Below are 23,593 nucleotides of genomic sequence, written 5' to 3'. Positions count from 1 at the left end.
GCGGTGGCCATGGCGGAGGTGGCGGCGGCGGCGGCGGGCGCAACCGGTGAATTTCCGGCCAACACACGGCGCTTGAGCGCTTGCGCCGGCAGGGCCTGAGCCCTACCTAAAGCCTATGACCATTGCACCCGCACAGACGTCGCGCCCCTTCCCCTTCGACAACAGCTATGCGCGGTTGCCGCAGAACTTCTTCGCCCGCCAGGCGCCGTCCGCCGCCGCCGAGCCGTGGCTGATCAAGCTCAACGAGCCGCTGGCGCAAGAGCTCGGGCTCGACATAGAGGTTCTGAAGCGCGATGGGGCCGCGATCTTTTCCGGTAATCTCGTGCCCGAAGGCGCCGATCCGCTGGCGATGGCCTATGCGGGGCATCAGTTCGGCAGCTTCGTGCCGCAGCTCGGCGACGGGCGGGCCATCCTGCTTGGCGAGGTGATCGACGTCAAAGGCCGGCGCCGCGATATCCAGCTGAAGGGTGCCGGGGCGACACCGTTTTCGCGGCGGGGTGACGGGCGCGCGGCGCTCGGGCCCGTGTTGCGCGAATATATCGTCAGCGAAGCCATGCATGCGCTTGGCGTGCCGGCGACGCGGGCGCTGGCGGCGGTCTCGACGGGGCAGCCTGTCTATCGCGAGCAGATCCTTCCCGGCGCTGTCTTTACCCGCGTGGCGGCGAGCCATATCCGGGTCGGCACCTTCCAGTTCTTTGCGGCGCGCGGCGATACCGAGGGCGTTCGGGCGCTCGCCGACTACGTCATCGACCGGCACTATCCCGAGCTGAAGGACGGGGCCAATCCCTATATCGCGCTGTTCGAGGCTATCGCCGAACGGCAGGCGGCGCTGATCGCCAAGTGGCTGCATATCGGCTTCATCCACGGCGTGATGAACACCGACAACATGACCGTCTCGGGCGAGACGATCGATTTCGGCCCCTGCGCCTTCATGGATGCCTATGATCCCGGCAAGGTGTTTTCCTCGATCGACCAGAACGGCCGCTACGCCTATGCCAGCCAGCCCGGCATCGGACAATGGAACCTGGCGCGGCTCGGCGAAACGCTGCTGCCGCTGATCGATGCCGATCAGGACAAGGCGGTGGAGATCGCCAATGTGGTCATCAAGGATTATGGCGAGCGCTTCCAGCTGCACTGGATGCGGGGGATGCGCGAGAAGATCGGCCTTGCTGATGTCGCGGACGACGATCTCTCGCTGATCCAGTCGCTGCTTTCGGTAATGCAGGCCGGCCAGGCGGATTTCACGCTAACCTTCCGGCGCCTGTCGCATCTGGCAGCCGACGACAGTGCCGAAGACGCGTTCCTCGAGACGTTCAGCGACAGCATGGCGGCGAAGGAATGGCTGGTGCGCTGGCAGGAGCGGCTTGCGCGCGAGACGACGAGCGGAGCCGAACGCAGCGTGGCGATGCTTGCCGTCAACCCCGCCTTCATCCCGCGCAATCACCGCATCGAGCAGGCGATCGCAGCCGCCGTCGAGGATGCGGATTTCTCGCTGTTCGAAGCGCTGCTCGACGTGCTTGCCAGGCCTTATGAGGATCACGCGGAATTTACCGCCTACATGCAGCCGCCCAAGCCCGATGAGCGGGTGTTGCAGACATTTTGCGGGACGTGACCGACCCTTCGTCCACTACCAAGACGCTAGCGCGCCTCTGGCGTTTTGTCGCAGCCAAGCGCCTGCGCGTCATGGCTTTTTCATGGCGGTGGCCGAAGCACAGATTCAATGCTCGCTCGTAAATCCGGATTCTGTCGCATATTTTAGCCACTTCTTGGCCCCCCATATTGTGGCGGTTGAAAGGCAGATCGGGCCGCTCTATCTCCGCTGATACCGCTTGCGGCGAAATGTCCTTTCTCGCTGCTTGCGTGTGTTCCTGATTGCTCCCGACTCCCATCGGGAGCTTTATGCATTTCAGTTGGAGACCGGCCTGATGGCGATCGTCTTAACATCCATCCTCTTCATTCTGATAGGATTGGCACTTGGCGGAGGCGGGCTCTGGCTCGTGCTGCTCGGTGGTAACTTCTTCTATCTCTTCGCAGGCATCATGTTCCTGCTGACCGCTGCGCTGCTCTTGAAGCGCAAGGCGTCGGCCCTTTGGGTCTATGCCGTGCTCGTCGTCGTTTCGCTCGTCTGGGCGATCAACGAAGTCGGCTTCGACTGGTGGCAGCTCGGACCGCGCGGCGGCCTGATCATCCTGCTCGGCCTTTGGCTCTTGACGCCCTGGATCCGCCGTCCGCTCGGCTTTTCCGGCACGACCGGCGCGCCCTACCCGGCTAGCCCATGGCCGCTCGCCATTCCGGTTCTCATCGCTATCGTGATTGCCGGTTATTCGATGACGACGGACCCGCATGACCAGAACGGCAGCCTGCCGACGGCCATGACCGGGACGACGACATTCGGCGGCACGGTGACCGACGGCGAGTGGCACCAGTATGGCCGCACGCCCTTCGGCCAGCGCTATTCGCCGCTCGAGCAGGTGAACGTGAGCAACGTCAAGGACCTGAAAGAGGTCTGGCGCTACCAGACCGGCGACGTGAAGCGGCCGGATGATATCGGCGAGACGACCTACCAGGTCACGCCGCTCAAGGTTGGCGATACGCTCTACATCTGCACACCGCACAACCTTGCCATCGCGCTCGATGCCAAGACCGGCAAGGAAAAGTGGAAGTTCGACGCCAATTCCGGCATGAACCCGGACCGACAGCACCAAACGTGCCGTGGCGTCACCTACTACCACGACACGGCAGCGGCTGCCGGCGCTCCCTGCGTCGACCGCGTCTACCTGCCGACCGCCGATGCCCGCCTGATCGCGCTCGACGCGCTCGACGGCAAGGTCTGCACCGATTTCGCCGACCAGGGCACGCTGCACCTCGAAAAGGGCATGAAGTACAACCCCGCCGGCTACTACTACTCGACCTCGCCGCCGGTGGCGATCGACGGCAAGCTGATCATCGGCGGCGCCGTCAACGACAACTACTCCACCCAGGAGCAGTCCGGCGTCATCCGCGCCTTCGACATCCACACCGGCGCGCTGGTCTGGAACTGGGATTCGGGCAACCCCGACGTCACGACGCCGCTGCCCGAGGGCCAGACCTACACGACGAACTCGCCGAACAGCTGGTCGGTTCTGTCGGCCGATGAAGGTCTCGGCCTGATCTACGTGCCGCTCGGCAACCAGGTGCCCGACCAGCTCGGCATGAACAGAAGCGCCAATGTCGAGAAATTCTCGTCGTCGGTCGTTGCTCTGGACATGAAGACCGGCCAGTTGCGCTGGGTCCAGCAGTTCGTGCACCACGACCTGTGGGACATGGACGTTCCGGCACAGCCCGTTCTCTTCGACATGAAGAAGGCGGACGGTACGGTCGTTCCGGCACTTGTGGCGCCCACCAAGCAGGGCGACCTCTACGTGCTCGACCGCCGCACTGGCGAGGCGATCATCCCGTTCAAGGAAATCCCCGCGCCGCAGGGCACGATCCCCGAGGATCATGCTTCTCCGACGCAGCCGATCTCCGACCTGACCTTCTCGCCGCCACCGCTGCAGGAGAAGAACATGTGGGGCGTGTCGCTGTTCGACCAGCTCGCGTGCCGCATCGAGTTCCACCGCTACAAGTATGAAGGCCGCTACACGCCGCCGTCGCTGGAAGGCACGATCGTTTATCCGGGCAATTTCGGCACCTTCAACTGGGGCTCGGTCGCGGTCGATCCCGAACGGCAGATCATGTTCGGCATGCCGACCTATCTGGCCTTCACCTCGCGCCTGGTGCCCGCTGCCGACATCCCGCCGAAGAATGCAGGCGAAAAGGGCAGCGAACAGGGCCTGAACCGCAATGACGGCGCGCCTTACGGCGTAGTCATGGGTCCGTTCCTCGGCCCGCTCGGCATTCCCTGCCAGGCACCGCCATGGGGTTACGTCGCCGGCGCAGACCTGACCACGGGCAAGACCGCCTACAAGCTGGTGAACGGCACGGTGCAGGACATGAGCCCGCTGCCGATGCCCTTCAAGCTCGGCGTTCCAGGCATCGGCGGCCCGATCATCACCAAGGGCGGCGTTGCCTTCCTCGGTGCCGCGGTCGACGACTACCTGCGCGCCTACGACGTGACCAACGGCAAGCAACTGTGGCAGGCCCGCCTTCCGGCTGGTGGCCAGTCGACGCCGATGACCTACACGACATCAGACAACAAGCAGTATGTCGTGATGGTGGCCGGCGGACACGGATCGGTCGGCACCAAGCCGGGCGACTACGTCATCGCCTACACGCTGCCGTAAGCGGCCTCACAGACCACCGAAATGGCCGCCTCCGGGCGGCCATTTTGCGTTTGGGCCTTTGATGCACAGACACGATTATGACAACGAAAGGCTGGCGCAGGCTTTCGGCGCAATTCTTCCGTGCGTTGTCTCAGGGGGAATTTTCATGAAGATCGGCGACGGCATCTCGAGCGCTTATGGCTTGGGCAATCTTTTCCAGCAATCCAACCAGCGCAACAAGCAGCAGCCGATGACGATCGAAGACAGCGTTCGCCAGAGCGGCGCATCGCTTGCGCCCAGCACGACGCCGCCCTCCATCTCCAGCACCATGTGGGCGCTGCAAGCGACCGACGAAAGCCCGACGATGTCAGGTGTGGAAGACGAGGCCAAAGCCCGCCACGATGCCATCGTCAGCGAATTCAGCGACCTCGCCAACATGACGCTCGCCGAACGCATCCGCAAGCAGGTGCTCGACAGCCTCGGGATGACCGAAGACAGCCTGAAGGGTATGTCGATGGACGACCGCGCGGCGATCGAAAAGCAGATCGCCGACGAGGTGAAGCGGCAGCTGACGGGGAATGACGACAAGGGCGAGAGTGCTGCGACGGATATCGGCGCGGTGTGAGGGGTGTTGCCGTAAAAGCTGCCGGGACGCCATGATCGCCGCTCATGCTTGCTGCCGCTGCGATAGGACTCTCCCGGCGCCACAAACTCCGCCCTCATTCCTGTCCTTGTGACAGGAATCCAGCCACGGCGCGTCTGCGCCGTGAATGACCTGCTCCCAGTATTTGGCCGCAGAAGAGTCTTCTCGCCGCGCGGACGCGCGCCGGCTGGATTCCCGCCACAAGGGCGAGAATGAGGGAGAGGATGGGGGCGCTTCGCCTGCACCTCAAGGGTGGAGCCAACTGCTAAGAGATTGATTCAACGAGATGCGAGCAAGATTCACATTTTCACTCTAGGCGTATGAAATATATCGATAATTTTTCGCATGCCCTGATGTGCGCCAATTGGCAGCGCCGAGCGGAAAATCTACCAACGAACGTTTCTAACGTTCGTAGAGACTATCGATGAAGGCCTTGTCCGCAACTGGGCCGCGATCGCTTCCGGCGCGAGCCCGCAGTGCGCGACCATACGCAAGTCCACGCTCGACCAATGTGTCGTCGGATTGATCTTGCGGAGCCTCCGGCTCGCTCTGCCCTTTGCCAGCACCCGTCTCGTCGCGCGCCATCTGGCTTCTCCGTGAGGGTTTCAGTTTAATGCCGGCGTCGCTGCTCAACAAGCCGCCCGACGCCTCACACCATCTCTGCCACGATCCGCCCGACCTCGCCGAACACCGGGTTGATCTCGGCGGTCGTAACCGTCGCGTTGGTGACGTAGACGGCGATCAGGATGGGGCCGTGGCCGGGGGGCCAGCAGATGGCGATGTCGGCGGCGGAGCCGTTCTTGCCGGTGCCGGTCTTGTCGCCGATCTTCCAGGTTTCCGGCAGGCCGGTGCGCAGGCGTTCGGTGCCCGTGGTGTTGGCGACCATCCACTCGATCAGCGTCTTTTGCGAGGGCTCCGACAGCACCGAGCCGAGCGTGATGTTGCCGAGCGTGTCGAGCATGGCATCGGGCGTGGTGGTGTCGCGCGGATCGTCCTTGGCGATGTCGTTGAGATCGGGCTCGATACGGTCGAGCCGGGTGGAGCCGTCGCCGAGCGTGCGCAGCCAATTGGTCAGTTCCTTCGGGCCGCCGAGGCTTTCGAGGATGAGATTGGCCGCGGTGTTGTCACTCAGCGTGATCGCCGCCTTGCAGAGATCGCCGACGCTCATGCCCTCGCCGCCGACGTGCTTCTCGGTTTCGGGCGAGTAGGCGATAAGCTGCTCCTTCTCGTAGACCACGCGGCGCTCGAGATTTTCATCGCCCTTGTCGACGCGCGACAGCACCATGGCGGCGGCGAGCACCTTGAAGGTGGAGAACATCGGGAAGGTCTCGGTCTCGCGATAGCCGAAGGAGATGTTGGTCTCTGTATCGATGACCGACACGCCGATGCGTCCGCCGATCTGCTTTTCCAGCGCGCCAATGCGGCGATCGATCTCGTCATCGCTGTCCTCGGCGCGAACGATCCCCGGCAGGAACAGCGCCGGGGCGAGCAATGCGGAGCCGAGCAGCGTGCGGCGGCGGATCGAAAAGGGATGCATGAAAAGACCTCTGCCAGAATCGATGAAGGCATCAATGAGTATGGGGTTAAAGCCGGATTGTGGCCCGCTTGCGTCGCCCGCGCCTTCGCCATCGGAATGCGTTGATCTTTCAGATTCGCATTCCCGGCATCAAGCCCCTCTCTGGCATCACAATCGTCAGGCGGCCTTTTTGGCGGCCATCTGCGTGACCTCGACCGTCACATGCGACAATTGGCCGAGCGTCGCGAGCTTCTCCTTGTAGAACGATGGTGCGCGCGGGGCAGAAGTCGCCACCGCGACGATGGCCGCGTGGTGGCCGGGGCCGACCTGCCAGACGTGCAGGTCGGTGATCTCGTCGCCATCGGTCTCGACCACCTTGCGGATCGCCTTGGGCAGATCGCCCGCAACAGGCAATGTGTCGAGCAGAACGGCGCCGGATGCCTTCATCAGGCCCCAGGCCCACTGCGCGATGATGACGCCGCCGACGATACCCATCAGCGGATCGAGCCAGAGCCAGCCGTAGAGGCTGCCGAGCAGAAGTGCCGCGATGGCCAGCACCGAAGTCAGCGCGTCGGCGATGACGTGGACATAGGCGGCGCGGATGTTGTTGTCGGTGGCGCGCGGGGCGTGGCTAGCGTGATCGCCGTGATGGGCGTGGGAACCATGATGCGCATGGTCGCCGTGGTGCGCGTGCGAGCCGTGATCGGCGTGGCTGTGCCCATGCGCATGGCCATGGTGATGGTGATCGTCCTTCAGCAGCCAGGCACTCAAGACATTGACGGCGAGGCCGAGGACGGCAACGCCGATCGCCTGGGAAAAGCTGATCGGAACCGGGTTGGCGATACGCAGCACGCTTTCATAGGCCATCAGCAGCGCGATCAGCGCCAGGATGATGGCGCTGGCGAAACCGGCGAGATCGCCGAGCTTGCCGGTGCCGAAGGTGAAGCGCGGATTGTGGGCCTGGCGGCGGGCGTAGAGATAGGCGAGCGCCGAGATCAGCATGGCGCTCGCATGGGTCGACATGTGCCAGCCATCGGCGACCAGCGCCATCGAGCCGTACCACGTGCCGGCGGCGATCTCGGCCACCATCATCGATGCGGTCAGCGCGATGACCAGCCAGATGCGGCGGGTGTTGCGGTCGTGGTCCTCGCCGAGGAAGACGTGCTCGTGCTGCAGGTTGTTTGTCTGTGCGCTCATCGCACGCTCCTTGTCGGTGCTCTCGTCAGTGGTCTCGCGCCCTCAGGCGCATCAGCGGATGTAGGTTCTCAGAACCTCGGAAATTTCCTCGACGGCCTCGCTGCGCGCCTTCTCGTCCGAAGCGTGCAGGACATGCTCGTGCAGGTGATCATCCAGCACCTCGCCCGTCAGCCCATTGAGCGCGCCGCGAATGGAGGAAAGCAGCTGCAGAATCTCGCCGCAGGGCTTTTCGGCCTCAAGCGCCCGCTCCACCGCATCCATCTGGCCCTTCAGCCTGTTGATGCGGGCGATGAGCTTTTTCTTGTTGTGCTGGGTGTGGGACATGATCTTCTCGATATAGGATAGGGGGGTATCCTATCTTATGAGGGAATGTTTGGAAAGCCTGCTCGGAATTGCCGACACGCTTGCATTCATATAGGACTCCTATATACAAGCCTCATGGAAACACCTGATGACCCCACCCCGATCTCGCATCGCGTCGCCGAAGGACTGGCGCGCGTGGCGATGGCCATGCGCAGCGACGAGTGGACGCGCGCAGAGGCGACGGGGCTGAAGCCGACGCAGCTTGCGATCCTCGACTTTCTCGGCGGACGCAGCCTGCCGGCGCGGGTGAAGGAGGTCGCCGCGCATCTCGGCGTCTCGCAGCCGACGGCGACGGATTCCGTTTCGGCGCTGGAGCGCAAGGGGCTGGTGCGCAAGAGCGATGCGTCCGGCGACCGGCGCGCGGCGGCGATCGAGATTACCGATGAGGGACGCGACGCGCTTGCGGCGGCCGGCTCGATGGCGGATGCCACGACCACGGCCGTCGGCGCCCTGCCCGCACAAGAGCAGCAGGAGCTGCTGATGTCGCTGGTCAAGGTGATCAGGCACCTGCAGGAGGCGGACGCGATACCGGTCCAGCGCATGTGCGCGACCTGTCGCTACTTCTCGCCCTACCAGCATCCGGATGCGGCAAAGCCGCACCACTGTCATTTCGTGAACGCGGCTTTCGGCCAGAACGAATTCCGCATCGACTGCCGCGACCATGAAATCGCCGATCCGGCAACCCGGGCTGCCACCTGGGATGCCTTTCAACAGGATCGGTGAACTCTCCAGGCAACAGGAAAAGGAAGGATTCAACATGCTGCGATATGGATTGGCCGGGGCGATCGCCGCCGGCGCGCTGGCGCTCGGCCTCGGGACGGCTGCGGCGCATACGGTGAAGGCGAAGCCCGACGACAAGGTGAAGGCGTCGTTCGACATCATCGAAACCAGGATCGTCACCACCAAGGATACGGCGATCTTCTCCACCCGCGTGCGCGGCGAGGCCGGCAAAGACCGGCCGGATGCCACCGGCAAGTTCGAGGGATCGAGCGTCTACGCCTATGTCTGGCCGACCTCGCTCAACAGCGCCGATGTCGGCTTCGAGAAGGATCAGGGGATCGTGGCGCTGGCCGTCACCTTCCATCCCGATTTCGATGACGGCGCCAATGGCAAGAAGAACCGCGCCGTCTGGCATCCGCACTGGGTCGTGCTCAACAAGGACAAGGCCTGCGCCGGCGGACTGAAGGTGACCGACATTCCAGAGGGCGCCAAGCCGAAGCTGCCGGAAACATGGCCCGGCGTGCCGCTTCTGATCGACAGCCCGGACTATCCGACGAAGGTCGAGGGCGACACGGTCGATGTGTCGATCCCGCTGAAGCTGATCGGCGGCATCGCCGGCGCTTCCTATGACGGCGTGACGGCCGGGCTGAAGATCAACGGCAACCTGCACTCGCCGCTGCTTTGCGTCGACGATGTCTTCAAGGTGGCCTCGGGCGATCTCAGCCTGCCCGGTAAGGTCACGCCCGCGAAATAAGCGGATGCGCCGACCCGGCGACTGCCATCGCCGGGTCGGCCTGTTCCTCTCTCCAGGCAAATGGAAAAAGAAAGCCAACGAGACTTACCCCGCCGCGTGCGCTCGTTGCAAGAAAGGATAATGCGATGTCACAAGAGCATCCGCCGCTCGCGCCAGAGCTCTCCGTCAGCGAATGGTTCAACACTCCGGCCCCGATCACGCTCGAAGCGCTGCGCGGCAAGGTGGTCTATCTCCACAGTTTCCAGCTTCTCTGCCCCGGCTGCGTTTCCGAGAGCCTGCCGCAGGTGCGCAAGATCGAGCGACTGTTTCAAGGCAGCGATCTCCAGGTGATCGGTCTGCACACCGTGTTCGAGCACCACGCGGCGATGACACCAGTGACGCTGAAGGCCTTCATCCATGAATACCGGATAACCTCGCCGATTGGCGTCGATCAGGCGGGCGATGGCGACGTGCCGGTGACGATGGCACGATACGGCTTTCGCGGCACGCCCTCCTCCGTGCTGATCGGTCGCGACGGGCGTATTCTCCACCACGCTTTCGGCGTCGAGGAAGACATGGCGGTCGGCGCCCGGATCGCCATGGCGTTGGCGCAGCCGCTGCCGGGCTCTGTCGACGAAGTGGTGGGAGAGGGCTGCGAGGGCGGGCGTTGCGCGATCGGCGGGACGGGCGCGTAGAAGCTGCGGAAGGGCATTGACAAAAGGCGCGTTCTGGATGATTCATCTGCTCATGATCAAGAACGCGCACATCTCTCGCTCGTATTTTTGGCTGTACCTGTAAAGGGCGGCTGGACAGATCTTATTGTCAACAAGCCGCCGTCAGGCGGCTTTGTTGTATCTCAAGCGTCCTGACGGCAGAACACCACGAAACGCCAGACTGGGACGCAAAGACATGACCGACATCGAAGACAGCGAAATCTCATTGATCCGCCCGCCGGTGATCAATATCCGCGCCGCCAAGCCGCGCGACCTTCCCGAACTCAACGACATGATCGCGCTGCTCGCCAAGCACCACGGCGACGCCGCCGGCTCGACGCCGGAGCAGCTCGAGCGCGACCTGTTCGGCCCCCTGCCCTGGATTACCGCGCTCGTTGCGGAAACCGACGAAGGCCTGATCGGCTACGCCATTCTCGTGCCGCTCTACCGCGCACAGGAAGGCGCGCGCGGCATGGATCTGCACCATCTCTTCGTGCGTGACGGCCATCGCGGCCACGGGGTCGGCCAGCATCTCGTCAACCGCGCCCGCGATACCGCCCGCAACGCCGGCTGCGGCTATCTCTCGGTCAGCGCCGCGACCGGCAATATCCAGGCGCACCGCTTCTACGAACACATGGACTTCATCCCGCGCCCGGTCACCGGCATGCGCTATCTGCAGGCACTGGCTTAGGTTGCTGCGACCGTCAAGCAAGCCCGTCCGTAGGCGTGTTCAGGCAACGGCCTTGGCGACGATCTCGGGAAACTGCTCGATCACCCGCATATAAGCGACGGCGAAATCCGGTGCCGTCGCTCGAGCCTGCTCCCAATCGCGCAATGTGCCGACGGGCACGCGGAAACGGCGCGCGAACTCGGATTGCGACAGCCCGAGCTGTGTTCTCGTCCGGCGGATGAGACGGGCGCGCTGGGCGCGATCCAGCGCTTCGGCCGTTACGCCGAAATCGTCGGCGTCAGCAGGATCAGCCGGCAAAGCCGCGTCCTTCCTGGGATCGAACCTGTCTGTCGTCATGACTGGACCATACGGGATTTCCGTATGGTCCGCAATGTCCGCCAGATTGGCTGCGCTCCCTAGCGCAGCACCGGTTCGCCGTGGAAGCGGCGGCGGGAGGGTTTGGAGACGCCGAAGCCGATCTCCATCATCAGGCGTGGCTTTTCGGTGGCGACGGTTCCCATGTGGAAGCCGAAGGGGTCTTCGACGAAGCCGGAGCCGGCCTTGCCGGTCAACGTGATCGGGCTGTCCTTGCCGTAGTAATCGATGATCTCGTCGGCGGGGTGGCCGACCAGCAATGTCAGCTGGTGCTTCATGCGGCGCTTGTTGTGGCTGCCCCGGACGAAGACGTGCGGGCCGGTGCCTTGATCCACATCCACGAGATAGAAGAAGAACTTCAGCATCCGCCAGTCGTCGAGATCGAAGTGATACTTGTCGAGCGAGGCAAGGCTGCGGTCGGCTTCGCTGGCCTTGGTGGGGAAGCTCCACCATGTGCGGGTGGTGATCAGTCGCGCCTGGGCACCGAGATAGCGGCGGGCGATCTCCGACAATAGCGGATCGCGCTGCACGGTCAGAACCGCCGGGCAATCCAGCGCCCGCTCGAAATGGTGGCCGGAGAGGATCGGTCGGCCGAGCCTGTCTTCGGTGGCGCGGTGGTCCGATGCGGTGAACTCTATCTTGCGGTCGAAATTGCCGAAGCACGCGGTGGCGTGGCCGAAGGCGGATATCTCCTGCGTGATATCAGCCGGCAGCTGCAGGTCGGGGAAGATGCCGTCGCGGTTCAGCGCATCGACGGCAGTTTCGGCGTTCACGCCCTGGAAGATCGTCGGCAGGTTGTCGATCGCGCCGTTGCTCTTCCTGGCGGTCAGCCAGTGGGCACGGCGGCCGGGAATGGTGCGGGCAAGCAGGAACATCGGCAGCCAGGCCGGGTTCTCGCGGATATCGGCCATGTAGGTGGGGATGCGGACCGCCATGCGCTTGAGCTTGCCGCCCTTGCGCGCGACCGCTTCGAGATCATTGGCGGAGGCGTTCGAGGCGGCACCACTGGCGGGAGATACTGATGAGCTGTGCATTTCAGCTGGCCTTTCGCAAGACGTTTGAGGATCGTCATTCGGCAGCGGCATGTGCCACTGCGGGGCATTCAGTCGAAACTGCTAATAAATGCTGCAATGCGGCAATTTTGGGGTATTTCTACCCTCAACGACCAGGCACCGCCTTCAGGTAGGCGGCAATCGCCTCCAGATCAGCCTTGGGTAGGTGAGCGACGTTCTGCTGCACCTCGGTCATCGATCCGCCGGCCGAATCGAAATCGGGCGTGAAGCCGGTTTCGAGGTAGTTGGCGATGTCGGCCTCGCTCCATTCGCCGATGGCCTTCGAGCCCGGCGTGATGTTGGGGATGGTGCCCTGCCCTTCCGGATTGGGAGCGCCGGCGAGCCACAGGTCCGGCTTCAGGCCGCCCAGCGCATCACGCGGGGTGTGACATTCGCCGCAATGGCCGAGGCCCTCGACCAGATACTGGCCGCGTTTGACCTTGTCATCGGCATTTTGAAGCACGACGCGCGGGCTGTCGTTGAAATAGAGGAGCTTCCAGCCGCCGAGCGCCAGCCGGATGTTGAACGGGAATGGCAGCTCATGCGGCGGCGCGACGTTGCTGCTCTTCGGCAGGGTCTTCATGTAGGCGTAGAGGTCGTTGACGTCCTTGTCGCTCATGCGCGTATAGGAGGCATAGGGGAAGGACGGATAGAGATGCGCGCCATTGGGCGCCACGCCGCGCTTCATGGCATTGCCGAATTGCGCGAGCGTCCATTTGCCGATGCCGGCCTGTTCGTCGGGCGAGATATTGGGGACATGGAAGGTGCCGAAGGGGCTCTTCAGCGCCAGCCCGCCAGACAGCGTCAGCTTGGCATCGCCTTCAGCCCCCGGCGCCGCGTGACAGCTGACGCAGCCGCCGGCCCAGAAGACCATTTCGCCGTTCTTGACGTCAGGAGCACCAAGGTTTGCCCAATGGCTCTCAGGCAGCGGGTTGGGTGCGGTTACCAGGTAGAAGACGGCGCCACCCAAGACGGCGACGCCGACAAGACAGAGAACAAACCTGATAAACCTGCGAAACATGCACTGCTCTCCCATCGTCCGTGACGCTTACTGGACATAAAGCGATCCGCCCGGCGGGCAAGGCCAGGCGGATCGTAGAAGACCGGTCGATGTGAGAGACTATTCCTTCTTGACGCGGTAGTTCTGATGACAGCCGCCGCAATTGGCGCCGAGCGTCTTCAGGCCGGCGCCGACGCCTGCGGCATCTGCCGGAAGCTGGGCGAGCAGCGTATCGGCATCCGTGCCGAGCTTGGCCGAGCGAGCCTTGAAGTCATCCATGTTTTCCCAGATCTTCGGACTCGCCTCGGAATCGGCGGATGCGTTTTCCGTGCCGGGTCCGAACTGATCCGGGAAGGCCTTGGCGTTTTCCGAGATCGTGGTCAGCGCTGCCTTCACGGCTTCGGCGTCGTAGGGCTTGTCGCCCTTGGCGATGCCCGAGAGCGCGCCGGTGGCGCCGCCGATCTTCTTCATCATGGCAACGCGTGCGTCATGCGTGCCCTCTCCGGCCGCCAACACCGACGTGACCCCCATGCCGGCGACCAGCACGGCCGCGACGATTGCTTTTACTCTCATGTCTCCACTCCTCTTCGATACCGAGATTTTCGAAGCCCGGCGCTTCGTTTTACGCGGGCATGATGGCAAATTAATCTCAGCTAAAAAGTAACAAGTGGGTGAGAGCGTAATAAATTCAGGAATTTGCGGCTTTCTCGCTTTTCACGCCGGCGCCCGCCAGCCATGCCAGGCAGTCAGGATCGCGATCGCCACCAAAAGGCCGCCGGCGATGCGGCCAACAAGGATGGTGGCGCTGGGGTTGGAGATCAGCAGCGTTCGGCTGCGCGAGGCGGTGACGGCGACGGTGCCGTAGATCGCCGCTTGCGTTGCCATGGTCATCAGCCCCATGACGATGCCCTGCAGCCAGATCGGCCCATAGACGGGCTTCAGGAACTGCGGATAGACCGCCAGCATGAAGAGATAGGCCTTGGGATTGATGAGGCAGGTGATGGCGCCCTGGCGGAATGCGCGCCAGCCGGAACCGCTTGCGCCGCCTTCGACGGATGAGACCGTGATCGAGCTTGCGAGCAGGGTGTAGCCGATCCAGGCCATGTAGGCGGCGCCGATGAAGAGCAGCGGGTTGAAAAGCGCTGGCAAAAGCGTCGCCAGAAGGCCGACGCCGATCGCGCCATAGAGCGAATGCACCGCCCCGCCGGCCATTATGCCCGCCGTTGCCGCCATGCCGGCGCGGCGGCCAGACGTCAGCGAATTGGCGAGCACGAAGAGCATGTCCATGCCCGGGACGATGATGATGCCGAAAAGAAGGGTGAAATAGAGCCAGAGGTTTTCGCTGTAGGTCATGTCAGTTGCCTATCGTCGATCCGCGATGCAGAGCTTGCGGATACCGTTGAATTTCAATTCGATAGAGTGATCTGTACGACGGCCCAACTGACAGTGTAGTGTCAGGAGCGTTTGGCGGAGGAGAGGATATGCGCAAGGCGTCCCGGCTTTTCGAGATCATCCAGCTGCTGCGGCTGGCGAAACGGCCGGTGACGGCCGCCGTCATGGCCGAAGCGCTGGAGGTGACCGTTCGCTCGATCTACCGCGACATTGCGGCGCTGCAGGCGATGCGCGTGCCGATCGAGGGCGGGCGCGGGATTGGCTATATCCTCCGGCCCGGCTTCGACCTGCCGCCGCTGATGTTTACGATCGAGGAGATGGAGGCGATCGTGCTGTCGCTGGCGCTGGTGGAGCGCACCGGCGACGCGGCGCTGAAGCAGGCGGCCAAGAGGGTGAACCAGAAGATTTCAGGTGCCGTGCCGGCCCCGCTGCGAGAGGCGATGGAGGGAAAGGCGCTCTATGCCTGGGGCACGATCGCGCCTTCGCCGGAGGGGCTGGACCTCTCGCTAGTGCGCGGCGCTATCCGCGACGAGCGGAAGCTGAGGCTCGATTATCGCGACGAGCTCGGCCGGGGCAGCCAGCGCACGATCCGGCCGATCGCGCTCATTTATTACTCGCAGAGCTCGAACATCGTTGCATGGTGCGAGCTGCGCGAGGCGATCCGCAATTTCCGCAGCGACAGGGTCGAGCGCTGCGTGGAGGCCGAGGGCTTCTTCAAGGGCGAAGGCGACGGTTTGCGGACGCTCTGGACCTCGGGGTGGACACAGACGCCGGCCGCCGTTTCGGCGATCTGACGCCGTCCCCGTGGCTGGGATCACGGGGACGGCCGTTTCTCATCCTCAGAGGGCGGCGCCGCCGGAGACTTCGATGCGCTGGCCGTTGACCCAGCGATTGTCCTCAGAGAGCAGCGAGGCGATCATCGGGCCGATATCGTCGGCGACGCCGGGGCGGCCGAGTGCTGTCATGTCGGAGACCATCTTGTTGACCACGGGATTGTCACGAACGATGCCGCCGCTGAAATCGGTCATCACGGCGCCGGGTGCAACGGTGTTGGCGGTGATGCCGCGGGCGCCGAGCTCCTTGGCCAAATAGCGGGTGAAGACCTCGATGGCGCCCTTCATGGCCGCATAGGCAGAGCTGCCGGGAACGCTGAAGCGGGCAAGACCGCTCGAGATGTTGATGATGCGGCCGCCATCGGCCATCAGCGGCAAGAGCTTCTGCGTCAGGAAGAAGACGCCCTTCAGGTGGACATTGACGAGGCCGTTGAAGGCCTCCTCGGTCGTCTCGGCGATCGAGGCGTGGTAGCTGGTGCCGGCATTGTTGACGAGATAATCGAAATCCCTGGCTCCGAAGGCTTCCAGCGCCTGCCGGACGCTTGCGACGAAAGCGTCGAACGAACCGGCATTGCCGGTGTCGAGCTGGAGGGCGACAGCCTTGGCGCCGGCCGCCTCGATCTCGGCGACGGCGCTTTCGGCTTCTGCCTTATTCGTGTTGTAGGTCAGGATGACATCGACGCCGCGCCTGGCGAGGCTGACCACCGTGTTGCGGCCGAGGCCGCGACCACCTCCGGTGACGATGGCGATCTTGTTCGTTGAATTTGCTTGATTTTCACTCGGCATGACAGGCTCCTTGGGGCTCATTCGATGGCCTGATGCTACGCCTGCACACCCTCTCTGCTGAATGCCGGAACTCTCGAATTTCTTGCCTATTCCTCCAATCGACTTGCGGCCTGAAGCCAGTGATCTAAGATCACTCCCAGTGGTTTTGATGGAGAGCAGCATGGCGGAAGCGCTGAAGGACATGGTGTCGCGCTATATCGATACGGTCGGCGGCGGCGACGGGTCGTTTGCCATGCCCGTGCCCGTGCCGGGGCTGGCGATCTCGCGCGTCAGCCAGCCAGTGATACCGCATCACCGCATCTACCGGCCGACCATCTGCGTGGTACTGCAGGGCGCCAAGCGGATCCTGAGCGGCGACCGGGTGCTCGACTATGGCGAGAACCAGCTCCTCATCGTCACCGTCGAACTCCCCGCATCCGGCCAGATCGTCGAGGCCAGCCCCGAGCAGCCCTATCTCGGGCTCAACATCGATTTCGATCCTGTCCTGATGCGCGAGGTGATGGATGACCTCGAAAACCCGCCCAAGCCATCCGGCGACGGGATCGCCTGCGTCTTCGTGCAGGATTTCGACGAAGCGCTGCAGGATTGCGTGCGCCGGCTGCTCAACCTCATGGCGACGCCGAAGGCGATCCCCGTGCTGGCGCGCTCGATCATGCGGGAGATCTGCTACTGGCTGCTGACCGGGCCGAACGGCCGCGAGATCTGCAAGCTGGCGCTGCCCGGCAGCCATGCGCGGCGGATGAGCGACGCGATCTACCGGCTGCGCGACAATTTCGCCGAACCCGTCAGGATCGAGGAACTGGCGGCCGTGGCGCGCATGAGCCCGTCCTCGTTCCACCAGCATTTCAAGACGCTGACCTCGATGACGCCGCTGCAATATCAGAAGCACATGCGCCTGCTCGAAGCCCGCCGGCTGATGGTCACCGACGGCGCCAACGTGGCAAGCGCCGCCTATCAGGTGGGCTACGAAAGCGCCTCGCAGTTCAGCCGCGAATATACCCGCATGTTCGGCACGCCGCCGAAGCGGGATGTCAGCGAGATGAGAGGTTTGCCGATGGAGACGGCGGCGGCTTAGGCTCAAGCCCTCAGCGCCAGCACCCTGCTCTCCTCGCGGCCGAAGCCGCGGATTTCGATGCGGTCGGCGTGGACGTCGACGATGGCAAAGGTGTTTTCGGTCTCGGTGTCGACCATGCCCTTGAAGTTGACGAAGTGGCAGCCGTCAACCGCGCCGTAATTGCCGACGTGGTTGTGGCCGTTGAAATAGGCCATGACGTTGGGGCTTTTTGTCAGCAGCTCGATCATGCGTTCGCGGTCCCAGCAATCGTGCTGGTTGGGCGGATAGACTGGGTAGTGGTTCATGACAATGACGCGTTCGCCGCGCGCGGCGGCGTCTTCGATCTCGGCTTTCAGCCAATCGAACTGGCGGTCGCTGATCATGGCGTTCCAGGCTTCGGCGTTGATGGCACCGGCGGCGCGGAGTTCGGCGAGCTTCTCGGCGGCGATCTCGCGGTAGGGGTGGCCCTCCGGCGGGGCGAAGGTGCTGACTTCGTTGCCATCGAGCATGATGAAGCGCCAGCCGTGATTGGCGAGGCTGTAATAGGGCGCCGGCATGCCGAGGTGGGCGGCGACGTCTTCCAAGTGCTCGGGTGCGACGGCGAAGTCGTGATTGCCGAGCAGGAACAGATTGTCGTGCTTCAGGGCGTCATAGACGGGCAGGATGGCGTCGAAGCTTGCGAAATCGCGGTCGATGATGTCGCCCAGCGTGATGACGAAGCTCAGATCCTCGGCGTTGAACACCTCGATTGCGGCTTTCAGCTTGGCGGGGCTGTTTTCGTAATAACGATCCATGCCGGCATGCGGCTCGCGGGCGGCATATTGCGGGTCGGCGACGACGCCGAAGCGGAACAGGGGGAGCGATTGGGTCATGGTGCCGGATTAGGTGGGGTGGGTGACAGGGATGTGACACAAAACAAAAACACCCGGCGTCTCCACCGGGTGTTCTCGTCACTCTCTAGAAAACCGGCTTACTTGGTTGCGGCTTCGTAGCGTTCCAGGACGTAGTCCCAGTTGATCAGGCTGTCGACGAAGGCTTCGAGGTACTTCGGACGGGCGTTGCGGTAGTCGATGTAGTAGGAGTGTTCCCAGACGTCGACGCCGAGGATCGGGGTGGCGCCGTGGACGAGCGGGTTTTCGCCGTTCGGGGTCTTGGAGATTTCGAGCTTGCCGTTCTTGACGGAAACCCAGGCCCAGCCGGAGCCGAACTGGGTGGTGCCGGCAGCGACGAAATCGGCCTTGAACTTGTCATAGCCGCCGAGATCGGAGTTGATGGCCGCTTCGAGCTTGGAAGGCAGCTTGTTGCCGCCGCCGCCCTTCTTCATCCACTTCCAGAAATGGACGTGGTTGTAGTGCTGGGCAGCGTTGTTGAAGAGGCCGGCATTGGTGCCGAAGGACTTCTTGACGACGTCTTCGAGCGAGAGGTCGGCGAGACCGGCTTCCGCCGCAAGCTTGTTGCCGTTGTCGACATAAGCCTTGTGGTGCTTGTCGTGGTGGAACTCCAGGGTTTCCTTCGACATGAAAGGCTGCAGCGCTTCGTAGTCGTAGGGAAGTTCAGGCAATTCAAAAGCCATGGTCGTCTCCTTTTGGCAATAGTTTGCGTAATCGGCAGGTGTGCGGGAACATAGGAGCGCAAGCTTGGTGAGGCAACCTGCGAAACGTCAAAAAAGACCGTTGCGGAAGAAAATTTAACCGCGCTAAGGGCTTGGCATGCAAGGCGCAAATCAATCATGATGACAGTGCTTTATGGCATGGCCTTCCAAGCTTGGGCGCGAGGGCCGAAAATGTGCGAGGGCTCAGTATGAGGCTTGGCGTTACAGGGCACCCTATGCTCCATCCGATCGGCTTTGCGGCCGTCATCATCGCGGCTCTTCTGCTCGCCGGCGGCACCGCCTTGGCCTCCTCGGGTGACGCCTGGAAAGACTTTGCAGCCGAAGTGCAGGGAAAATGCGAGATGGCGGCGCGCGCGCAGATCGAACTGCCGCATGCCGTCGTCGATCCCTTCGGCAGCGAGAATTTCGGCATGGCGCTGGTGACGGGCAAGCCGAAGGGCGCCAACGGCTTCGTCAGCTACTTCTGCATCTACGACAAGAAGACCAAGGCGGTGGAGCTAGGCACGGAACTCGAGACCGAGCGGATGGGGATCTTGCCGGACGAGTGAGGCGGCGCGCCCTGTCTTCAGCCATACAGCCGCCCTTTACGCAATCAATGATTGCGCTCGATTTGTGTACGCGCAACCTCCCTTTCGCTAACCTTCCGACGCCGGCCCCCAGATGGCGCGGCATGGGAGGATGTCATGTTTCATTTCAGCAGCGCATCGCTTGCCGCCCTTGCGAAATGCCATCCGCATCTGCAGGCGATCGCCCAGGCGGCGATCCGTGAGGTCGATTTCAAGGTGCTCGATTCGACGCGCGGGCGCGATGCGCAGGAGCGGGCGTTCAATGGCGGCTTTTCGAAGGTGCATTTCGGCGATTCAGCGCATAATTATGTGCCAGCAATCGCCTTCGATCTGTTACCGGCGCCGTATGACTGGAAGAACAAGCAGGCTTTCATCCGGCTCTCCAAAGTCATCCTGCCGCTGCCCGAGAAGCTTGGGCTCGAAGGTCTTGACGGAAAGCCGCTGAAGCTGCGCTGGGGCGGCGATTGGGACATGAACGGCGATATCAGGGACGGCTGGGACATGCCGCACTACGAGCTGCACCCCTGGCGCAAATGGTCGAAGAAATCGAAGCTCTACGAGGATTGACATCCGCGCGTGGAGCGAACCGTAACGGCGTGCGGGTGCCCTGCCCCGCGCTGCCGGCAATGCCAGTTTCAGCTCGCAGTCACGTTTCCGTGCGCCCCGTTGACGACCGACCAACTAGTCGGTAGACATCCACGCATGGCATCGGATACATACACACGCATTCTCGACACCGCGCAGGCGCTGATCGTCAGCCGCGGCTACAACGCCTTCAGCTATGCGGATATCTCCGCGGTGGTCGGCATCGGCAAGGCGACGATCCATCATCACTTTCCCGGCAAGGCCGATCTCGCGGTGGCGGTAATCGCCCGCTACCGGCAGGCGACAGAGGATGGGATGGGGGCGATGGCGGCGCATGAGCCGCGCGCCGACAGGCGGCTTGCCGGCTATGTCGGCTTCTGGGAACAATGCATCCGCGACAACAACGCACCCTTCTGCATAGCCGCGCTTCTCGCCGCCGAACTGCCGAGCCTGCCGCCAGAGGTCGCCGAACAGGTGAAGGCGCATTTCGACGAGCTGATCGCAAGGCTTGCCGGCTTCATCGACGAGGGGCTGAAGAAGGGCGAGTTGACGAGTAACGAGGATGCGGAGCGCAGCGCCCGCATTCTCGTCGCCACGGTGCACGGCGCCATGCTGGCGGCGCGGGTCGCCGGTGGCGACGCCGAACTCTATGCAAACATTACCCAGCCGGCGCTGCAGAGGCTGACCGGCTAGATCGCTACTATCTCAGACATGACGTGCATGCGCATCTCTTTGCCCCTCATTTGCCCATAAAACCGACCGACTAGTTGGTCCACAAAAGGAAACAGACATGGCCAATCCGCTTTCGCTTCTCGGTGAGATCCACACCGCCATCAGCATCATCCCAGCCATCGCCGGGCTCTACAGCTTCGCCAAATACCGCGCCATTCGCCCGGAGACGACGGTCGGCAAGGTCTACCTCGCAACGCTTGCGCTTTCCGCCATCAGCGCCTTCGGCCTGTCGTCCACCGGCGGCTTCAATCCCGGCCATGCGCTTGCGATCATCGTGCTTCTCGTCTCCGGCATCTGTCTCGTGCTGCCCAAGCTTGGCTTTCTCGGGCGGCTGATCCCCTATCTCAGGAACCTCGGCTTTTCCTTCACCTATTTCCTGCTCTGGGTGCCGGGGATCAACGAGACCCTGTCGCGCCTGCCGCCCTCACACCCGATCGGCAACGGCCCGGATTCGCCGCCGGTGCAGACGGCCCTTTTGATCTGGGTGGTGCTGTTTGCGGCGGGTAGCCTTGCGCAGGCTTTCCTCGTCTCGCGCGGCCAGGCGCGGCGCGTGGTTGCGTGAGGTCTCAGGCCTCACGGCCGAAATAGACCTCGACGGCGGCAAGCCTGTCATCTCTGAAGCGGAGCGTTTCCATGTTGCGGAACGCTCCTCCATCGTGCTTTACGGCGCGATAGCGCACCACGGCCTCATCGCCTGACAGGCCGAGATATTCGATCTCCATGGTGCGGAAGGGCGGCGGCACCGGCCAGCAGCGTGCGAAATAGGCGTCGCGGTCGATATGGTCGTCGCGCGGGCTGGAGAAGGTGAAGTCCTCCGTCAGCATGGCAGCGACGATATCCCTGCGGCCGTCGATATAGGCGGCGTAGAGGGCGCGGACTGTTTTCTCGCGCCCGGTGTCGGTTTCATCCGTCATGTCGGTTATCCTCCTCTTTCGGAAACTGCGGTCGCCCAAGCAAAAGGCCAGCCCTATCGGCCGGAATCCGACGTCGAGCGAACCGAATGGCCCCTTATCCGTCCTTGATGGCCTGTCGGCAGCGGGGCTATACCGATGGCGTGCCACCGGAAACGGAGGCTCTCCTGTCTTTCCTCACCCGCTCCGCCCGGCCCTCGCCCGGGCCTGACCGGTTTGTGATCGACATCAGTGCCGCCTTTCTCTTGCGATGTGGACGATCGATAATGCAGAAGGCCCTGACATGAGTGACAAGACAGAGGATGCCGGCGCGGATGCGCCAGGCTCGATCCATTGGAAACGCAACCTGGCGGTTTCGCTTGTCGGCTCATTCACGACCATCGTGGCCATGACGCTGCTTCTTCCCTTCCTGCCGCTCTACGTCGAGGAGCTCGGCGTCAGCGACCATGCCGCCATCGTGCAATGGTCGGGGATCGCCTATGGCGCCACCTTCTTCGCCGCCGCCTTCGTGGCGCCGCTCTGGGGACGGCTGGGCGATATCTACGGGCGCAAGCTGATGCTGGTGCGCGCCAGCCTCGGCATGACCGTTGCAATCTCGCTGATGGGCATGGCCGGAAACGTCTGGCAGCTGGTGGCGCTCCGGCTCTTCGTTGGGCTCGCGGGCGGCTACTCATCCGGCTCGATGGTGCTGGTGGCGACGCAGACGCCGAAGGATCGGTCGGCCTGGGCGCTGGGGACGCTGGCCTCGGGCATCATGGCCGGCAATCTCGTCGGGCCGCTGATCGGCGGCGTGCTGCCGCCCCTGATCGGCATTCGCGGCACGTTTTTGGCCGCCGGCGCGATGATCTTCCTCGCCTTTCTCGCCACGCTTTGCCTCATCAAGGAGGAGAAGTCCCCTGCCCGCAAGAAGGCCGCCAAGCAGAGCGGCGGCTGGGCCTCGATACCGGACAAGCGGCCCGTCATCGCCATGCTCTTCACCGGTATGCTGTTGATGCTCGCCAACATGTCGATCGAGCCGATCATCACCGTCTATGTCGCGCAGCTTGTGGACGACGCGGCGAGGGTGACTGTTATCGCCGGCATCGTCATGTCCGCGGCGGCCCTCGGCAGCATCCTTTCGGCCTCGCGGCTGGGCAAGCTCGCGGACAGGATCGGCCACTGGCCGGTCATCGCAGGCGCGCTCGGCATTGCCGGCCTGCTCCTGATCCCGCAGGCTTTCGTGACGTCGTCATGGCAGCTGATCGTGCTGCGCTTCCTGATGGGCGTGGCGCTCGGCGGCCTGCTCCCCTGCATCTCCGCCGTCATCCGCCACAGCGTCCCCGACAGCGCGGCCGGCAGCATCCTCGGATGGTCGGTCTCCTCACAATATGTCGGCCAGGTCGCCGGCCCGATCCTCGGCGGCTTCGTCGGCGGGCATATCGGCATGCGGGCGGTGTTTCTGGGCACCTGCGTGCTGTTGATCGCCGGGGCGGCCTATTCGTGGATGGTGCGGCCGAGAGGGGATGTGGCGCACTCGTAAGGTGTTGGAGTTGCTCGGCTTCCACGCCCTCGACGTCGTCCTCGGGCTTGTCCCGAGGATCTAAGCACGCAGCAACGCGTTCGACGTGGATGGATCGACCGAGGCGCAAGCCAGTGTTTGCGGCCACGGTTGTCCCAGCGGTCGCACCGTTGCATTCGTGGAAACGGCCGAGGATGACGGTGGAGAACATCCCCGTAAGTCGTTGATGCACAAGGCTTTCATCTCGCTCGACGTCATCCTCGGGCTTGTCCCGAGGATCTGCTGAGGCGGCAACGGGCTGGACGTCAGTGGATCGACCGATGTACGGGCTGGCATTACCGGGCTGCCGTCGCGCGCACCGGCACCGTTACATCCGTGGCGGCGTGCTTAGATCCTCGGGA

At 63.4% G+C, this 23,593-nt stretch carries 26 protein-coding genes; 14 read left to right on the top strand and 12 right to left on the bottom strand.

Features of this window, described 5'->3' with window-relative positions:
• Positions 1-115: 115 nt before the first annotated feature.
• From J5286_RS05890 to J5286_RS05880, 3 genes are all read left to right on the top strand, one after another.
• Positions 116-1,612, top strand: coding sequence for a protein adenylyltransferase SelO (locus J5286_RS05890; protein WP_209189585.1), 1,497 nt, complete (start codon positions 116-118; stop codon positions 1,610-1,612).
• A 313-nt stretch (positions 1,613-1,925) separates the two neighbouring features.
• On the top strand, positions 1,926-4,262 hold the full coding sequence (locus J5286_RS05885; protein WP_209189584.1) for a glucose/quinate/shikimate family membrane-bound PQQ-dependent dehydrogenase: 2,337 nt from the start codon (positions 1,926-1,928) through the stop codon (positions 4,260-4,262).
• 145 nt (positions 4,263-4,407) lie between these two features.
• Positions 4,408-4,866: a hypothetical protein gene (locus tag J5286_RS05880; protein ID WP_209189583.1), complete on the top strand. Its 459-nt coding sequence runs from the start codon at positions 4,408-4,410 to the stop codon at positions 4,864-4,866.
• A gap of 667 nt (positions 4,867-5,533) precedes the next feature.
• Here J5286_RS05880 and bla read toward each other — a convergent pair.
• From bla to dmeR, 3 genes are all read right to left on the bottom strand, one after another.
• Positions 5,534-6,421, bottom strand: a complete 888-nt coding sequence (bla, locus tag J5286_RS05875) for a class A beta-lactamase (RefSeq protein WP_209189582.1) — start codon at positions 6,419-6,421, stop codon at positions 5,534-5,536.
• 156 nt (positions 6,422-6,577) lie between these two features.
• Positions 6,578-7,597, bottom strand: a complete 1,020-nt coding sequence (gene dmeF, locus J5286_RS05870; RefSeq protein WP_209215330.1) for a CDF family Co(II)/Ni(II) efflux transporter DmeF — start codon at positions 7,595-7,597, stop codon at positions 6,578-6,580.
• Between the two features lie 51 nt (positions 7,598-7,648).
• Positions 7,649-7,921 carry a Ni(II)/Co(II)-sensing transcriptional repressor DmeR gene (dmeR, locus tag J5286_RS05865; RefSeq protein WP_112535409.1) on the bottom strand — a complete coding sequence of 91 codons (273 nt, stop codon included), beginning with the start codon at positions 7,919-7,921 and terminating at the stop codon, positions 7,649-7,651.
• Positions 7,922-8,035: 114 nt separating this feature from the next.
• Between dmeR and J5286_RS05860 the strand changes: the two genes are divergently transcribed.
• From J5286_RS05860 to J5286_RS05845, 4 genes are all read left to right on the top strand, one after another.
• Positions 8,036-8,683, top strand: a complete 648-nt coding sequence (locus tag J5286_RS05860; RefSeq protein ID WP_209189580.1) for a MarR family winged helix-turn-helix transcriptional regulator — start codon at positions 8,036-8,038, stop codon at positions 8,681-8,683.
• A 34-nt stretch (positions 8,684-8,717) separates the two neighbouring features.
• Complete coding sequence (locus J5286_RS05855; RefSeq protein ID WP_209189579.1) at positions 8,718-9,434, top strand: hypothetical protein; 717 nt, start codon at positions 8,718-8,720, stop codon at positions 9,432-9,434.
• Positions 9,435-9,559: 125 nt separating this feature from the next.
• Complete coding sequence (locus J5286_RS05850) at positions 9,560-10,108, top strand: redoxin family protein (RefSeq protein ID WP_209189578.1); 549 nt, start codon at positions 9,560-9,562, stop codon at positions 10,106-10,108.
• Positions 10,109-10,322: 214 nt separating this feature from the next.
• On the top strand, positions 10,323-10,817 hold the full coding sequence (locus J5286_RS05845) for a GNAT family N-acetyltransferase (RefSeq protein ID WP_018902505.1): 495 nt from the start codon (positions 10,323-10,325) through the stop codon (positions 10,815-10,817).
• A gap of 39 nt (positions 10,818-10,856) precedes the next feature.
• Here J5286_RS05845 and J5286_RS05840 read toward each other — a convergent pair whose 3' ends face one another.
• The 5 genes from J5286_RS05840 to J5286_RS05820 all read right to left on the bottom strand — a co-directional run bounded on the left by J5286_RS05840 (position 10,857) and on the right by J5286_RS05820 (position 14,576).
• Complete coding sequence (locus J5286_RS05840) at positions 10,857-11,153, bottom strand: helix-turn-helix domain-containing protein (protein WP_209189577.1); 297 nt, start codon at positions 11,151-11,153, stop codon at positions 10,857-10,859.
• A gap of 59 nt (positions 11,154-11,212) precedes the next feature.
• The gene (locus J5286_RS05835; RefSeq protein ID WP_209189576.1) at positions 11,213-12,205 is read right to left on the bottom strand and encodes a phytanoyl-CoA dioxygenase family protein; all 993 of its coding nucleotides are present in this window, start codon (positions 12,203-12,205) and stop codon (positions 11,213-11,215) included.
• Between the two features lie 124 nt (positions 12,206-12,329).
• Positions 12,330-13,244, bottom strand: a complete 915-nt coding sequence (locus J5286_RS05830) for a cytochrome c (protein WP_209189575.1) — start codon at positions 13,242-13,244, stop codon at positions 12,330-12,332.
• 99 nt (positions 13,245-13,343) lie between these two features.
• Positions 13,344-13,796, bottom strand: coding sequence for a c-type cytochrome (locus J5286_RS05825; protein WP_209189574.1), 453 nt, complete (start codon positions 13,794-13,796; stop codon positions 13,344-13,346).
• Positions 13,797-13,937: 141 nt separating this feature from the next.
• Entirely contained in the window at positions 13,938-14,576 is a 639-nt protein-coding gene (locus tag J5286_RS05820; protein ID WP_209189573.1) for a LysE family translocator, read from the bottom strand.
• A gap of 128 nt (positions 14,577-14,704) precedes the next feature.
• Between J5286_RS05820 and J5286_RS05815 the strand changes: the two genes are divergently transcribed.
• A complete protein-coding gene (locus J5286_RS05815; protein ID WP_209189572.1) occupies positions 14,705-15,409 on the top strand; it encodes a helix-turn-helix transcriptional regulator in 705 nt (234 codons plus the stop codon).
• Positions 15,410-15,454: 45 nt separating this feature from the next.
• Here the strand turns inward: J5286_RS05815 and J5286_RS05810 are convergent, their stop codons facing one another.
• Positions 15,455-16,234, bottom strand: a complete 780-nt coding sequence (locus J5286_RS05810) for an SDR family NAD(P)-dependent oxidoreductase (protein ID WP_209189571.1) — start codon at positions 16,232-16,234, stop codon at positions 15,455-15,457.
• A gap of 160 nt (positions 16,235-16,394) precedes the next feature.
• Here J5286_RS05810 and J5286_RS05805 point away from each other — a divergent pair, with 160 nt between their 5' ends.
• Complete coding sequence (locus tag J5286_RS05805) at positions 16,395-17,309, top strand: AraC family transcriptional regulator (protein WP_209189570.1); 915 nt, start codon at positions 16,395-16,397, stop codon at positions 17,307-17,309.
• A gap of 2 nt (positions 17,310-17,311) precedes the next feature.
• Here the strand turns inward: J5286_RS05805 and J5286_RS05800 are convergent, their stop codons facing one another.
• A complete protein-coding gene (locus J5286_RS05800) occupies positions 17,312-18,160 on the bottom strand; it encodes a metallophosphoesterase (RefSeq protein ID WP_209189569.1) in 849 nt (282 codons plus the stop codon).
• Positions 18,161-18,258: 98 nt separating this feature from the next.
• Positions 18,259-18,861, bottom strand: coding sequence for a superoxide dismutase (locus J5286_RS05795; protein ID WP_018902494.1), 603 nt, complete (start codon positions 18,859-18,861; stop codon positions 18,259-18,261).
• A gap of 254 nt (positions 18,862-19,115) precedes the next feature.
• Here J5286_RS05795 and J5286_RS05790 point away from each other — a divergent pair, with 254 nt between their 5' ends.
• The 4 genes from J5286_RS05790 to J5286_RS05775 all read left to right on the top strand — a co-directional run bounded on the left by J5286_RS05790 (position 19,116) and on the right by J5286_RS05775 (position 21,345).
• Positions 19,116-19,448 (top strand): hypothetical protein, encoded by a 333-nt coding sequence (locus J5286_RS05790; protein WP_209189568.1) that lies wholly within the window; start codon positions 19,116-19,118, stop codon positions 19,446-19,448.
• Positions 19,449-19,583: 135 nt separating this feature from the next.
• On the top strand, positions 19,584-20,033 hold the full coding sequence (locus J5286_RS05785) for a M15 family metallopeptidase domain-containing protein (RefSeq protein ID WP_209189567.1): 450 nt from the start codon (positions 19,584-19,586) through the stop codon (positions 20,031-20,033).
• A 135-nt stretch (positions 20,034-20,168) separates the two neighbouring features.
• The gene (locus J5286_RS05780) at positions 20,169-20,744 is read left to right on the top strand and encodes a TetR/AcrR family transcriptional regulator (RefSeq protein WP_209189566.1); all 576 of its coding nucleotides are present in this window, start codon (positions 20,169-20,171) and stop codon (positions 20,742-20,744) included.
• 97 nt (positions 20,745-20,841) lie between these two features.
• On the top strand, positions 20,842-21,345 hold the full coding sequence (locus tag J5286_RS05775) for a hypothetical protein (RefSeq protein ID WP_209189565.1): 504 nt from the start codon (positions 20,842-20,844) through the stop codon (positions 21,343-21,345).
• A 4-nt stretch (positions 21,346-21,349) separates the two neighbouring features.
• On the opposite strand, the gene J5286_RS05770 is transcribed toward J5286_RS05775, so the two are convergent.
• A complete protein-coding gene (locus J5286_RS05770) occupies positions 21,350-21,697 on the bottom strand; it encodes a nuclear transport factor 2 family protein (protein WP_209189564.1) in 348 nt (115 codons plus the stop codon).
• 280 nt (positions 21,698-21,977) lie between these two features.
• Between J5286_RS05770 and J5286_RS05765 the strand changes: the two genes are divergently transcribed.
• Positions 21,978-23,213, top strand: a complete 1,236-nt coding sequence (locus tag J5286_RS05765; protein ID WP_209189563.1) for a multidrug efflux MFS transporter — start codon at positions 21,978-21,980, stop codon at positions 23,211-23,213.
• The last annotated feature ends 380 nt before the right edge of the window (positions 23,214-23,593 follow it).

The organism is Rhizobium sp. 16-488-2b, from assembly GCF_017741815.1.
GTDB lineage: Bacteria > Pseudomonadota > Alphaproteobacteria > Rhizobiales > Rhizobiaceae > Rhizobium.
Note: the sequence above shows the minus strand (reverse complement) of the source record. Positions and strands in the feature narration are given on the sequence as shown.

Bases quoted from the DNA above. Each gene is read 5' to 3' on its own strand.
- J5286_RS05775 (WP_209189565.1), top strand. From the start codon at position 20,842: ATGGCCAATCCGCTTTCGCTTCTCGGTGAGATCCACACCGCCATCAGC.
- J5286_RS05860 (WP_209189580.1), top strand. From the start codon at position 8,036: ATGGAAACACCTGATGACCCCACCCCGATCTCGCATCGCGTCGCCGAA.
- J5286_RS05885 (WP_209189584.1), top strand. From the start codon at position 1,926: ATGGCGATCGTCTTAACATCCATCCTCTTCATTCTGATAGGATTGGCA.
- J5286_RS05840 (WP_209189577.1), bottom strand. From the start codon at position 11,153: ATGACGACAGACAGGTTCGATCCCAGGAAGGACGCGGCTTTGCCGGCT.
- J5286_RS05765 (WP_209189563.1), top strand. From the start codon at position 21,978: ATGAGTGACAAGACAGAGGATGCCGGCGCGGATGCGCCAGGCTCGATC.
- J5286_RS05800 (WP_209189569.1), bottom strand. From the start codon at position 18,160: ATGACCCAATCGCTCCCCCTGTTCCGCTTCGGCGTCGTCGCCGACCCG.
- J5286_RS05855 (WP_209189579.1), top strand. From the start codon at position 8,718: ATGCTGCGATATGGATTGGCCGGGGCGATCGCCGCCGGCGCGCTGGCG.
- J5286_RS05835 (WP_209189576.1), bottom strand. From the start codon at position 12,205: ATGCACAGCTCATCAGTATCTCCCGCCAGTGGTGCCGCCTCGAACGCC.
- J5286_RS05795 (WP_018902494.1), bottom strand. From the start codon at position 18,861: ATGGCTTTTGAATTGCCTGAACTTCCCTACGACTACGAAGCGCTGCAG.
- J5286_RS05850 (WP_209189578.1), top strand. From the start codon at position 9,560: ATGTCACAAGAGCATCCGCCGCTCGCGCCAGAGCTCTCCGTCAGCGAA.
- J5286_RS05845 (WP_018902505.1), top strand. From the start codon at position 10,323: ATGACCGACATCGAAGACAGCGAAATCTCATTGATCCGCCCGCCGGTG.
- dmeF (WP_209215330.1), bottom strand. From the start codon at position 7,597: ATGAGCGCACAGACAAACAACCTGCAGCACGAGCACGTCTTCCTCGGC.
- J5286_RS05770 (WP_209189564.1), bottom strand. From the start codon at position 21,697: ATGACGGATGAAACCGACACCGGGCGCGAGAAAACAGTCCGCGCCCTC.
- J5286_RS05890 (WP_209189585.1), top strand. From the start codon at position 116: ATGACCATTGCACCCGCACAGACGTCGCGCCCCTTCCCCTTCGACAAC.
- J5286_RS05785 (WP_209189567.1), top strand. From the start codon at position 19,584: ATGTTTCATTTCAGCAGCGCATCGCTTGCCGCCCTTGCGAAATGCCAT.
- J5286_RS05780 (WP_209189566.1), top strand. From the start codon at position 20,169: ATGGCATCGGATACATACACACGCATTCTCGACACCGCGCAGGCGCTG.
- J5286_RS05790 (WP_209189568.1), top strand. From the start codon at position 19,116: ATGCTCCATCCGATCGGCTTTGCGGCCGTCATCATCGCGGCTCTTCTG.
- J5286_RS05880 (WP_209189583.1), top strand. From the start codon at position 4,408: ATGAAGATCGGCGACGGCATCTCGAGCGCTTATGGCTTGGGCAATCTT.
- J5286_RS05830 (WP_209189575.1), bottom strand. From the start codon at position 13,244: ATGTTTCGCAGGTTTATCAGGTTTGTTCTCTGTCTTGTCGGCGTCGCC.
- dmeR (WP_112535409.1), bottom strand. From the start codon at position 7,921: ATGTCCCACACCCAGCACAACAAGAAAAAGCTCATCGCCCGCATCAAC.
- J5286_RS05810 (WP_209189571.1), bottom strand. From the start codon at position 16,234: ATGCCGAGTGAAAATCAAGCAAATTCAACGAACAAGATCGCCATCGTC.
- bla (WP_209189582.1), bottom strand. From the start codon at position 6,421: ATGCATCCCTTTTCGATCCGCCGCCGCACGCTGCTCGGCTCCGCATTG.
- J5286_RS05805 (WP_209189570.1), top strand. From the start codon at position 16,395: ATGGCGGAAGCGCTGAAGGACATGGTGTCGCGCTATATCGATACGGTC.
- J5286_RS05815 (WP_209189572.1), top strand. From the start codon at position 14,705: ATGCGCAAGGCGTCCCGGCTTTTCGAGATCATCCAGCTGCTGCGGCTG.
- J5286_RS05820 (WP_209189573.1), bottom strand. From the start codon at position 14,576: ATGACCTACAGCGAAAACCTCTGGCTCTATTTCACCCTTCTTTTCGGC.
- J5286_RS05825 (WP_209189574.1), bottom strand. From the start codon at position 13,796: ATGAGAGTAAAAGCAATCGTCGCGGCCGTGCTGGTCGCCGGCATGGGG.